This window comes from Solibacillus sp. FSL W7-1324 (assembly GCF_038008025.1).
Classification (GTDB): Bacteria; Bacillota; Bacilli; order Bacillales_A; family Planococcaceae; genus Solibacillus.
In genome coordinates this window covers 2,526,674-2,539,465 of sequence record NZ_JBBOYH010000001.1, presented here as the reverse complement: position 1 = coordinate 2,539,465, position 12,792 = coordinate 2,526,674, and the positions used below count along the sequence as shown (strand labels likewise).

Annotated in this window: 11 protein-coding genes; 7 read left to right on the top strand and 4 right to left on the bottom strand. The window is 39.1% G+C overall.

Features of this window, described 5'->3' with window-relative positions:
- Positions 1-115 precede the first annotated feature (115 nt).
- Complete coding sequence (pheS, locus tag MKY71_RS12565; RefSeq protein ID WP_079528316.1) at positions 116-1,153, top strand: phenylalanine--tRNA ligase subunit alpha; 1,038 nt, start codon at positions 116-118, stop codon at positions 1,151-1,153.
- A gap of 17 nt (positions 1,154-1,170) precedes the next feature.
- A complete protein-coding gene (gene pheT, locus MKY71_RS12560) occupies positions 1,171-3,576 on the top strand; it encodes a phenylalanine--tRNA ligase subunit beta (RefSeq protein WP_340732826.1) in 2,406 nt (801 codons plus the stop codon).
- 46 nt (positions 3,577-3,622) lie between these two features.
- On the opposite strand, the gene MKY71_RS12555 is transcribed toward pheT, so the two are convergent.
- Entirely contained in the window at positions 3,623-4,099 is a 477-nt protein-coding gene (locus MKY71_RS12555; RefSeq protein ID WP_340732825.1) for a nucleoside-diphosphate sugar epimerase, read from the bottom strand.
- Positions 4,100-4,225: 126 nt separating this feature from the next.
- Here MKY71_RS12555 and MKY71_RS12550 point away from each other — a divergent pair, with 126 nt between their 5' ends.
- On the top strand, positions 4,226-4,765 hold the full coding sequence (locus MKY71_RS12550) for a hydrolase (protein ID WP_339172459.1): 540 nt from the start codon (positions 4,226-4,228) through the stop codon (positions 4,763-4,765).
- 311 nt (positions 4,766-5,076) lie between these two features.
- On the opposite strand, the gene MKY71_RS12545 is transcribed toward MKY71_RS12550, so the two are convergent.
- Both MKY71_RS12545 and MKY71_RS12540 read right to left on the bottom strand, forming a co-directional pair.
- Positions 5,077-5,616, bottom strand: coding sequence for an ECF transporter S component (locus MKY71_RS12545; protein ID WP_339172456.1), 540 nt, complete (start codon positions 5,614-5,616; stop codon positions 5,077-5,079).
- Positions 5,617-5,815: 199 nt separating this feature from the next.
- Positions 5,816-7,210: an amino acid permease gene (locus MKY71_RS12540; protein ID WP_340732823.1), complete on the bottom strand. Its 1,395-nt coding sequence runs from the start codon at positions 7,208-7,210 to the stop codon at positions 5,816-5,818.
- Positions 7,211-7,543: 333 nt separating this feature from the next.
- Between MKY71_RS12540 and MKY71_RS12535 the strand changes: the two genes are divergently transcribed.
- The 4 genes from MKY71_RS12535 (at position 7,544) to MKY71_RS12520 (ending at position 11,365) form a co-directional block, all read left to right on the top strand.
- Positions 7,544-8,194: a TrkA C-terminal domain-containing protein gene (locus MKY71_RS12535; protein ID WP_339172452.1), complete on the top strand. Its 651-nt coding sequence runs from the start codon at positions 7,544-7,546 to the stop codon at positions 8,192-8,194.
- 226 nt (positions 8,195-8,420) lie between these two features.
- Positions 8,421-9,620 (top strand): quaternary amine ABC transporter ATP-binding protein, encoded by a 1,200-nt coding sequence (locus MKY71_RS12530; protein ID WP_339172450.1) that lies wholly within the window; start codon positions 8,421-8,423, stop codon positions 9,618-9,620.
- The gene (locus MKY71_RS12525) at positions 9,613-10,476 is read left to right on the top strand and encodes an ABC transporter permease (RefSeq protein ID WP_339172449.1); all 864 of its coding nucleotides are present in this window, start codon (positions 9,613-9,615) and stop codon (positions 10,474-10,476) included. The genes MKY71_RS12530 and MKY71_RS12525 overlap by 8 nt, the downstream gene beginning before the upstream one ends.
- A gap of 1 nt (position 10,477) precedes the next feature.
- Positions 10,478-11,365 carry a glycine betaine ABC transporter substrate-binding protein gene (locus MKY71_RS12520; protein WP_340732821.1) on the top strand — a complete coding sequence of 296 codons (888 nt, stop codon included), beginning with the start codon at positions 10,478-10,480 and terminating at the stop codon, positions 11,363-11,365.
- Between the two features lie 137 nt (positions 11,366-11,502).
- Here the strand turns inward: MKY71_RS12520 and MKY71_RS12515 are convergent, their stop codons facing one another.
- Complete coding sequence (locus MKY71_RS12515; protein ID WP_339195304.1) at positions 11,503-12,693, bottom strand: coenzyme F420-0:L-glutamate ligase; 1,191 nt, start codon at positions 12,691-12,693, stop codon at positions 11,503-11,505.
- Positions 12,694-12,792 lie beyond the last annotated feature (99 nt).

The window sequence follows — 12,792 nt, the reverse complement described above, 5'->3', positions numbered from 1 at the left end:
TTTGTGACCAACATCCTGTTGGCCTCACGCCCGAGGAAAGCGTAACCGTAACGGAAATCAACGTTTTCAAAGTCGAAACTTTGTTAGCGAAACTTATAAGGAGGAATTTTTTTAAATGGAACAACAATTAAAGCAATTGGAACAAGAAGCATTAGCCAAAATTGCCGATGCAGCGGACTTAAAAGCATTAAACGAAGTTCGTGTAGCGTACTTAGGTAAAAAAGGACCAATCACGGACTTATTAAAAGGAATGGGGAAACTTTCTGCAGAAGAACGCCCGAAAATGGGTGCCCTCGTTAACACTGTACGCGAAAATGTAACAGCAGAACTTGAAAAGAAAGTTGCAGTACTAGAAGAAGCAGCAATTTTAGCACAGCTTGAAAACGAATCAATCGATGTTACGTTACCAGGCGCAAAAGTGCGTGCAGGTAACCGTCACCTGTTAACACGTGTAATCGAAGAAATCGAAGACCTTTTCCTAGGAATGGGCTACGAAATCGTGGAAGGTCCAGAAGTAGAAAAAGACTACTATAACTTTGAAGCGATGAACTTGCCTAAAGGTCACCCGGCTCGTGACATGCAGGATTCATTCTATATTTCAGAAGAAACATTATTACGTACACATACATCACCAGTGCAGGCACGTACAATGGAAGCCAAAAAAGGCGAACCAATCCGTGTGATCTGCCCAGGTAAAGTATTCCGTCGTGACACAGATGATGCGACTCACTCACACCAATTCATGCAAATTGAAGGCCTTGTGATCGGTGAAAACATCCGCATGTCTGACCTTAAAGGTACACTTGATGCATTAGCAAAGAAAATGTTTGGAGCAGAACGCGAAATTCGTCTTCGTCCATCATTCTTCCCATTCACAGAGCCATCTGTAGAAGTAGACGTTTCTTGTCATAAATGCTCAGGAAAAGGCTGTAATGTATGTAAACAAACTGGCTGGATCGAAATCTTAGGTGCCGGTATGGTACACCCGAACGTACTTGAAATGGCGGGCTACGATTCAACTAAGCTTTCAGGTTTCGCATTCGGTATCGGTGCAGAACGAATCGCAATGTTAAAATACGGTGTGGATGATATTCGTCATTTCTATACAAATGACACACGCTTCTTATCACAATTCCACCAGGCAGAAGTGTAAGAAGGAGGATAATATAAATGTTAGTTTCATTAAAATGGTTAAGTCAATATGTAGACATTTCTTCGTTGGAAGCAAATGAATTAGCAGAAAAAATTACGCGCGCGGGGATTGAAGTTGATGCAGTAATTGACCGTTCACAAGGCATGTCAAATGTTGTTGTTGGTCACGTTGTATCAAAAGAAAAACATCCGGAAGCAGATAAATTAAATGTGTGCCAAGTGGATGTAGGGGAAGAAGAACTACAACAAATCGTATGTGGTGCGCCAAACGTCGATGCTGGTCAAAAAGTTATCGTAGCACGTCCAGGAGCAAAATTACCAGGCGGCATTAAAATTAAAAAAGCAAAGTTACGCGGACAAGAATCAAAAGGGATGATATGTTCACTACAAGAGTTGGGCATTGAAGGCCGTCTTGTGCCAAAGGCTTATGCGGATGGCATTTATGTATTACCTGCCGATTCAACTCCAGGTGCAGACGCATTGGAAGTTTTAGGCTTACGTGATACAGTGCTTGAACTTGGTTTAACACCGAACCGTTCAGATGCAATGAGCATGCTTGGTGTTGCTTATGAAGTAGCTGCAATTTTATCTCAAGATGTTAAATTACCGGAAATCGTTTATACAGCTTCAGCTGAAAAAGCGGAAGACGTTTTAAAATTAACGGTAGAAGATAAAGAAGCGAACCCGATGTATGCAGCAAAAGTTGTAAAAAACATTGAAGTAAAAGAATCTCCTTTATGGCTGCAACATGCGTTAATGTCTGCTGGTGTACGCCCACATAATAACGTAGTCGATATTACAAACTATGTATTAATGGAATACGGTCAACCATTACATGCATTTGACTACGATAAATTGGCAACAGGAGAAATTGTGACACGTATGGCTCGTGATGGCGAAGTAATGACGACGCTTGATGACCAGGAACGTAAATTGGCCAGCCACAACCTTGTCATTACAAATGGTCAGGAAGCAGAAGCGGTTGCAGGTGTTATGGGCGGTGCTAAATCAGAAGTATCAAATACTACAACAACAGTAGTAATCGAATCTGCATACTTCAATCCGGCGTCTGTACGCCGTACTTCAAAAGAAATCGGCTTACGTTCAGATTCGTCAGCACGTTTTGAAAAAGGTGTTGATCCGAACCGTGTCCTTCCTGCAGCAGAACGCGCAGCACAATTACTTGCTGAACTAGCAGGCGGAGAAGTATTGGAAGGTACAGTGCTAGTCGATGAACTTGAAAAATCACCTGCACGTGTTGTCGTATCACCTGACTTTATTAACGGTCGTTTAGGGATGAAGATTTCTTTAGAGGACATGCTGTCTATTTTAGAGCGTTTAAAATTTGATGTGGAAGCAGCTAATGGCTTATTAATCATCGATGCTCCGACACGACGTCAGGATATTAAAATTCCGGAAGATATCGTGGAAGAAATTGCACGTATGTATGGCTATGATGAAATTCCGGTTAGCTTACCGGCAAGTGAGCAAGTTGGCCGTTTAACACCATATCAAGCAGGACGCCGTATTGTACGTAATGTTATGGAAGGTGCCGGTCTTTATCAAGCGGTAACATATTCATTAACTTCAGCGGCACAGGCTCAAAAGTTTGCATTAAAAGCTGAAGAGACAACTAAGTTATTAATGCCTATGTCTGAAGAGCGTACGACATTACGCCAAAGCTTAATTCCGCACTTAGTAGAGGCAGCAAGCTATAACACAGCCCGTCAAGCGGAAACAGTGGCATTATATGAAATTGGTTCAGTATTCCTTGGACAAACTGCTGAAGAACTTCCATTTGAAGAAGAGCACTTGGCGCTTGTATTAACAGGAAAATGGATTGATAATACATGGCAAGGCGAAAAGAAAAATGTTGATTTCTTCGTGGCCAAAGGTATTGTGGAAGCGGTATTTGCTAAATTAGGCTTAACAGCTCGTGTAAGCTATGTTAAAGCACAAGTAGATGGCTTACATCCTGGTCGTACTGCTGATGTTTTATTAGATGGTGAAAAAGTGGGTGTCATTGCACAGCTTCATCCGCAAGAACAAAAAGCATTCGATGTAAAAGAAACATATGTTGCGGAACTGAACTTGAATGCCATTTTAAGTGCAACACAAGAAGAGCTTGTTTATTCGATGATTCCGCGCTTCCCGGCAATGAGTCGTGATATCGCATTAGAATTGGATGTAGCAGCTCCAGCTGGTGAAATTGTAAGCATTATTAAAGGTGCAGGCACTTCTTTATTGAAAGAGGTAAAAGTATTTGATGTTTATGCAGGGGAGAAAATGACGGCTGGTAAAAAATCAGTAGCCTTCTCGTTAACATACTTCGACCCAGAGCGTACATTAACAGATGAAGAAGTAGTCGCAGCACACAATAAAGTACTAAAAGCATTGGCAGCAGCTGGTGCAGAAGTACGCTAATTAACAATAATAAAACCCGAATGGTTCGATGACCATTCGGGTTTTATTATTGCGGAGATGGTTTTGCAGGCTTGACCATTCCTGTAACAGCACCGATTAAAGCGCTTAATGTATGGACAATTCCAAACGTATAAAAGTTAAGGAAAACATGATTCGTATACTCATTTAACAGGGGGAAACGATAGATTGTCGAGCCGGGTGTCTTCGTATCACCACCGAGGGATGCATATACATTGTTTGAAAAATCAATGGCATAATAGATGAACGCCACTAACAGCGCAATTCCAAATACTAAATAAATTATACGCATAAGTTGATCTTTTGCGTTTCTGGCTGTTTCAGTAAAAAAGCGAAACGTAATAAATAAACTAAGTATAATAAATGGTGCAACTAGTGCTAAACCAAGTGCACCCAGATTTCCTCCATTTGCAACATCGTCCGGTTTCACTGTAAAAAAGTGCTGAATGATTAATACTCCAAATAAAGTAATGCCCATACTTATGAACCAACTAAGACGCAACATATAAATCCTCCATTTCTCTTTTCACTATACAGTGTCATGCATTTCGTTTCAATGGAGGTTCTACTATTCATTTAGTGGAAAAGTTCAGTATAATAGAGAAGAATGCAACTTAGGGGAGGTATATTCATGTTAAAAAAAGAAGAAGCAGTATTAGTACTGATTGATATTCAGGGGAAATTGGCGCAAGTTGTTGAAGAAAGCGCAGTCGTTGTAGATAATATCGCCACAATGGTACAAGGGGCAAAATTATTGGATTTACCTATTTTATGGCTTGAACAATATCCAAAGGGACTTGGGCCGACAGATGAGCGGGTTGCCGCGCATTTAACAGATGAAAAACCGATTGAAAAAATTACATTCAGTGCTTATGATACAGAGGAATTTGTACAGGCTTTACAGCAAACAGGCCGTAAAAAGATTTTACTGGCTGGGATTGAAGCGCATATTTGCGTCTATCAGACAGCGGCTCACTTACTGGAAAATGGATATGAAGTCGAAGTACTGGCAGATTGCGTGTCTTCGCGAACAGCAAGTAACCGCGAAGTAGGGATTCAGAAAATGATGCAGCTTGGTGCGCGCGTAACGAGTGTTGAAATGGCACTATTCGAAATGCAGCAAGTAGCAAAAGGTGATACATTTAAAGCAATCAGCAAATTAGTAAAATAAATCAGATTGAGGCAGGGACATAAGTAGATTTATTGCTAAATAAGAGGAAAGCATTTATTAAGAAATGGATATATTGCAAAATTGATTGGAATGGAGGGCGACTCCTGCGGGAATAGCGTGACGCCTGAAACTGGGAACAAAAGCTAAGAACGCCACGTCCTGTGGCAACGCTTTTGTGACCAACATCCTGTTGGCCTCACGCCCGCGGAAAGCGTCCCGGAATGGAAATCAATTTTAACGCTCAGCAAAAAAAAGCTATTTTTCTCTCAGAGAAAAATAGCTTTTTTGGGTTATGTCCCAACCTCATTTTTTTATTTGAAAAGAGGCAGTTTTTTCAAAGCGATACATACAGGTAATGCAATAAGAAGACCTACTGCATTTTGCACGAGATTTCCGGGAATTGATGCAAGTGGGATAACCCAGTTCCCATAAAGAACACGTTCACAAATATAATAACCGCCAAGCATAAATGGAACCGAGATAACAATAGCCGCAAAGTTATAAATAATGCTGCCGCCATTTTTTCCATGCATTGTAGCAATTTTACCTACGATATAGCCTTGCAGACCACGTGTGATGAATGTAAATGGTGCCCACAATGTCCAGCCGGATAAAATATCAAACAGTGCCATACCGAATGCTCCAGCCATAGCGCCCTTCTTTGGACCAAATAAAATCGCGATGATAAAAAGCATGGCAGAACCTAAATGAACGAGCCCCCCATTTGCTGCAATCGGCAAACGGATATTAATAAAAAATGTGGCTACGAATACGAGTGAAATAAGAAGGCTCGTAATAATTAAATCTTTTGTTTTTTCTGATGAGGTAGTGATTGTTCGTGTTGATTCCATATTGATTGACGCTCCCTTGCTTGAAATTATCTCTCATATTAGCAATTCGTTGGCATGTGTAAAAGGTTCAAAAACAAACAATTTAATAAGGTCAGAAAATTTGGATATCAATCCTCTGAAATAGAAAAGCGCCTCAAATTATGGAAACAAATTTGTGGCGCTTCGGTTATAGAGCGGTTATTGTACCATCTCTGTTCAATTATTCAGATTTAGAATTCAACGTAGAATGTTTTTTCCCGTACATAAAATAGACGATTAGCCCGATAATGAACCAAACACCGCAAGCAATCCATGTGTGGAAGGATAGTTGTGTAATCAGAAATATACATAAAATAAATGATAAGATAGGTAAGACAGGATAGAACGGTACTTTAAATCGATCCTTCGGCAAGTCTTTATTTTTTCGCAAGTACAAAATGCCGGCAGAAACAAAAATAAATGCAACCAATGTACCCATATTTACAAGCTCAGCCAATAAATCCAATGGAATAAACCCTGCAAAAAATGAAATAATCACGGTAAACAGCCATGTGTTTTTGGCAGGCATTTTACGTTTTTTGCTTAATTGTGCAAGCATTTTTGGCATTAAACCATCACGGGCAAAAGCCATCAACAATCTTGTCCCACCGTACATCATGACTAGTATAACGGTCATCATGCCTATTACGGCACCGAGCGATATAATGCCAGCCGCCCATTCCTGATCGATCACTTGCATCGCGTAAGATACCGGATCGGTTACGTTCAAGTCTGTATAAGGTACAATCCCTGTCAGTACAAGTGAAACAACAATATACAATACAGTACAGACAAGCAGGGAACCGATAATTCCGATTGGCATGTTCCGCTGTGGATTTTTCACCTCTGCGGCAGCCGAGGATACGGCATCAAATCCTAAGTAAGCAAAGAAAACGAGCGCGGCACCTGTGAAAACACCACTCACTCCAAATGGCATGAAAGGTGTCCAGTTTTCCGGTTTCACATAAAAGACACCAACAGCAATAAACAATAAAATAACGCCAAGTTTAATCGCGACCAATAATGCATTAAAACGTGTCGATTCTTTCATACCCAATGACAACAGAGCACCTATCGCAAAAATAATACAAATCGCAGGCAAGTTAATATATGTACCATTTTCAGGACTGAATGCCCCTGTCAATGCTACCGGCAAATGAATACTCAATCCTTCCAGCAGTGAAACGAAGTAACCTGACCAGCCTGTTGCCACGGCAGCTGTTGCGAGTCCGTATTCCAATAATAATGCCCAGCCGACCAGCCATGCGATGATTTCACCAAAAACAATGTAGCTATATGAATAGGCACTTCCCGCAACGGGTACAGTAGAAGAAAATTCAGAATAGCAAAGTGCTGCTAATGCACAAACGACAGCAGCAATCGTGAAGGAGAAAACAATTGCAGGGCCTGCATGGAGCGCCGAGACTGTCCCCGGTAATATGAAAATGCCTGTACCGACAATGGCACCGACACCTAACATAATCAAATCAAAAGGACCGATTGTTTTGGGTAACTGCATGTTGCCATTTTTGAGTAAAAGGTCACTGATTGGTTTTTTTCTAAATACTTTTTTCATTAATACACCTTTTTCTAATTTACAATAATCAAAATCTTATCATCATTTTTCAGAATAATAAACAAGTTTATTGAGTTGAAGTGCTGAAGTGTTAATTTTGTCGAAAAATGGAGAAATAACTCGAATGAACTAGTTAATAATGTTATTGTTAGTATTTAACAGAAAAAAATACGTGTCATTTACTACAAAATTATTTGAAGAAATTGAATAAAGTCGATTATTCAAAATCGGTGAACTATTTGTTGTTTTTATAAAAAGGTATATAATGCGATATAGTGTAAATATAGAAATTTTACTTATGTATTATGAACACAGCACAAAGGAGTGCAAATAATGGAGAAAAAAATCCAAATTAAGCAGCCTAAATATCAAGTAATAGCAGAAGATATTGCAGCTAAAATTGTTGAAAAAAAATATGTTGTCGGTGAAAAGATTTATGCCCGATCATCGCTGGCATCCCAATATAATGTTTCATCGGAAACTGCAAGACGAGCGATTGCCGTTCTGCAGGATTTAAATATTGTCGAAGCGACAAAGGGGAGCGGTGTTGTCATCGTTTCCTATGAAAATGCCGCTAAATACATCCAGCGTTTAGCAGGCGTCAAATCAATTAGAGATCTACAAAAGCAATTAACCGATAGTATTGAACGCCAAATTGATGAATTGCATCATTTACAGGATACATTAGGAGAAATGGTCAATCGGACTAGCCGCTACCAATCGATAAACCCGTTTGTACCATTTCAAATCGATATTACTGAAAATTGCCCATTCATATCGAAAAATGTAGGCGAGATTAATTTCTGGCAGCAAACGGGTGCTACCATAATTGGCATCAAAAAAGATCATGAGCTGATTGTTTCACCTGGTCCATATGCAACACTCTCTGCCGGAGATACATTATTTTTTATCGGTAAAGAAGAATGCTATTCGAATGTAAAACACTTTTTACAGCTAGAAAGTAACAACTTTCAATCAGAATAGATAAAGTTCGTCAAATTTATAACAAAAACAAACTACTCCATCGTTGTATTTGAGGGGTAGTTTTTTCTGTTTAAAGGACTATTTTTCTAGATGAGCGAGTAAAAAATGCACTCTTAATTTGACATTAGTAACAACGTCTATTAATATGAAAGTTGTTGCTTTTAACAACCTTAGATAAATATAAAGTTGTTACTAGCATGAAATTAATTATTTTAGGAAGTGGATTATGGGGAAAATAAAAATAGACCGAGTCACTAAAGTATTTGGAAAAAATACATCACAGGCATTAAAGCTCGTGAAGCAAGAGAAATCCAAAGAACAGATATTAAAAGAGACAAATGCTACTGTAGGTGTATATGAAGCTAGTTTGACAATTGAAGAAGGTGAGATTTTCGTAATTATGGGGCTTTCAGGAAGTGGGAAGTCTACATTAATCCGTTTACTTAATCGTCTTATTCAACCGACAAGTGGTGATATTTATATAGATGACCAAAATATTACGAAGCTCAATAAAAAAAGCCTGCAGCTTGTTCGCAGAGAAAAAATGAGCATGGTGTTTCAAAACTTCGCTTTATTCCCGCAACGTACCATTTTACAAAATGCAGAGTATGGCCTGGAAATCAGAGGCGTTCCTAAAGAGGAAAGACGATTAAAAGCAGAAAAGGCTTTACAGAATGCAGGGTTGCTCTCCTATAAAGACCAGTATCCAGATCAATTATCAGGTGGTATGCAGCAGCGTGTAGGACTTGCACGGGCGTTGGCAAATGATACAGAAATCATATTAATGGATGAAGCTTTTTCTGCTCTTGATCCGCTTATTCGTAAAGAGATGCAAGATGAGCTATTGGAGTTACAAGCTAATTTACAAAAAACAATTGTCTTCATTACACATGATTTAAATGAAGCGCTTCGTATTGGTGACCGTATTGCCATTATGAAGGATGGAAAGGTCATGCAAGTAGGAACAGGGGAAGAGATTTTGACAAATCCTTCAAATGAATATGTTCGTTCATTCCTGGAAGATGTAGACCGTTCGAAAGTATTGACAGCAGAAAATGCGATGATTCGTCCAATGACTATTCAAATTGATCATGAAGGACCAAAAGTTGCGTTGCAGCGTATGAGAGAAGATAAAGTAAGTGTGCTTCTCGCTGTAGATAAAGCCCGAAAATATTTAGGCTATATTACTGCAAATGATGCACTGGAGCTTGCACAATCTGGTGAAAAATCACTGCATTCAATTTTACGCAATGATATGCCGATTGTTGAGCCATCAACAGTTATTCAAGATATTTTATCGGTTATTTCCGATTCTCCGACACCGGTTGCTGTCGTCGAAGAAGGAAAACTGCGCGGAGTACTGATCCGTGGAGTTGTTTTAGAGTCGTTAGCCTCTGAAAAAAACGGAGGTGTAGACAATGAGTAAAATTTTAAATTTAGCAACGCCATTACCGGTAGCGGAAAAAGTTGAAGATTTGATGGATATTGTAACAGATACTTTTTCAGCCCAGTTCCGTTTCATTCAAAGTAACGGTGAAGATACGATGAATCTGGTTACATCAGGATTAACAGCTATTCCGCCGTATGTATTTATTTTAATCATTGCCGTGTTGGCATTTTTCGCAACAGGCAAAAAATTCGGTTTAGCCATCTTTTCAATTATCGGTTTACTGTTCATATTAAACCAGGGCTTATGGGATCAGCTTATGAATACATTTACACTCGTGCTGTTTTCAAGTTTAATCGCGATTGTAATTGGTATACCACTTGGCATTCTAATGTCAAAATCCAAAGTAATAGAAGAAATTTTAAAACCAATTTTAGACTTTATGCAAACAATGCCTGGATTCGTTTATTTAATTCCAGCGGTTGCGTTTTTCGGAATTGGTGTCGTACCAGGTGTATTTGCCTCAGTTATCTTCGCATTACCACCAACTGTACGTTTTACAAATCTAGGTATCCGTCAAGTTCCGACACATTTAATCGAAGCTGCGGATTCTTATGGTAGTACATTCACTCAAAAATTAGTGAAAGTAGAACTGCCGCTTTCAAGATCTACGATTATGGCCGGTATAAACCAAACCGTACTATTATCTCTATCGATGGTCGTTATTGCATCAATGATCGGTGCACCAGGTTTAGGTCGTGAAGTATTATCGGCTTTACAACGAGCTCAAATCGGTAATGGATTTGTTGCGGGGATAAGTCTAGTAATCTTCGCTATTATTGTAGACCGATTAACACAAAGTTTAAACAAACAAAAATCAAATGGGGGAAAGTAAAATGAAAAAAATGAAATGGATGCCTGCAGCAACAGCATTGAGCGCAGCGCTATTATTAGGTGCGTGCGGAGATGATACATCAGAGAAAAAAGATACAGCCTCTACGGAAGATTTAGGCTCAATTGATTTAGCCTATGTAGAATGGGATTCAGAAGTTGCTTCTACGTATGTAGTGGCAGAAGTACTGGAAAGTGTCGGCTATAAAGTTGATATCACACCATTGGATAATGCGATCATGTGGGAAGCAGTTTCCAAAGGTGAAGCAGATGCGATGGTATCTGGCTGGTTACCTGCTACACATGCGTCACAGTATGAAAAATACGGTGCAGATGTAGAAGATCTAGGACCAAACTTAAAAGGTGCAAAAATCGGATTAGTTGTCCCAAGTTATATGGAAGCAACATCAATTGCTGATTTAACTACTGAAGCGGCATCAACGATTACTGGTATTGAAGCGGGTGCAGGTGTAGTAGCGGCTGCTGAAAGAGCACTTGAAACATATCCAAACCTTGAATCTTGGTCATTACAACCATCTTCATCAGGTGCGATGACAGTTGCTTTAGAACAGGCGATTAAAAATGAAGAAGATATCGTTGTGACAGGCTGGAGCCCTCACTGGAAATTTGCCAACTTTGATCTGAAATATTTAGAAGATCCTGAAGGTGTATTTGGCGGAGAAGAAAATATTCATACATTTGTTCGTCAAAACTTGGAAAAAGAGTCTCCTGATGCATTCAAGATTTTAGATGCGTTTGAATGGACAACAGAAGATATCGAAGAAGTAATGCTGAACATCTACTCAGGAACAAAACCTAAAGAAGCAGCAAAACAATGGGTTGAAGCAAACCAGGATGTTGTAAACAACTGGACAGAAGGTATAGAGAAGTAAATTAAAAGAGTCTATAAAAGACTAAGCTAAAACAAAGAAACGGTGCAAAATTTGAAATTCAAATTTGCACCGTTTTTTTTAACTTTCAACATATAAATGAAAGACTCAACTCCTGTTAAGGGAATTGAGTCTGTTTTTTATTTTGTATAGTTATCGAAATAACCTTGGATGTAGATCATTGGTGTACCTTTATCGCCTGAACCAGAAGTCAGGTCAGATAAAGAACCGATTAAATCTGTCAGCTTACGAGGTGTTGTCCCTTGGGCAGCCATATTACCAGTTAAATCTTCTTCTTTGTTGTTGATGTATTCTTTGATAGCATTTTTCAGTTCTTCACCGTGCAGGTTAGCGAAATCATTGTCAGCTAAATACTTCAACTTAATTTCGTTTGGCGTACCATCAAGACCTGGTGTATACGCAGGTGATACAACAGGATCTGCAAGTTCCCAAATTTGGCCTACAGGATCTTTGAATGCACCATCACCGTAAATCATTACTTCTACAAGTTTCCCTGTAGCAGCTAAAATTTTAGCTTGGATGTCATCAACGATTGGTTGACAGTTGTCCGGGAATAATTTCACGCCATCTTCTGTCGATTTGTTAGATCCAAGTAAACCGTATTTAGAGTTAAAGCCAGAACCGTTTACAGATTCAGCTAAAATGTTATCAAGACCATAAACTTTTTCTGCACCGGCAGCTTTTAAAATGCGTTTTGTACGGAAGCGAGAGTGAATATCACAAGTTAAAATGCTTTTCGTATAATCTAAAATCGTTTTTGCATTGTTCGAGAAGATAACTTCAACTTCTGCACCTTGTTCAACGATTAATTCTTTATAATATTCAATGTAATCTACACCTGTAAATGTATGTTTGTTAAAACCGAAATGACCACGGAATTCAGCTTCTGTCAATACATCCGTCCATGGATTGATTCCTTTTTCGTCAAGATCATCCAATGATACTAAATGGTTGCCCACTTCATCAGATGGGTAGCTTAGCATAAGAATGATTTTCTTAGTACCTGCTGCAATTCCTTTTAAAATGTTCGAGAAGCGGTTACGTGAAAGAATAGGGAAAATCACACCTACCGTATCATCACCGAATTTTGATTTTACATCAGACGCGATATCTGAAATTTTAGCGTAGTTCCCTTGTGCACGAGCAACAACAGATTCTGTCACTGTTACAATATCACGATCTTCAATTTCAAAGCCTTCTGTTTTTGCGGCATTTAATGCTGTATCAACAACGATTTGTACAATATCGTCCCCTTCATTAATAATTGGGCCACGAAGACCGCGTACAACCGTTCCTACTACTCGTTCCAAAATAATCTCTCCTTCAATAGCTCTAAGTTATATTTTAATTGTCTTTGCTTTAATCTCACAATGTTTACTATAACCTGTTCATGTGATATAAGTAAAATT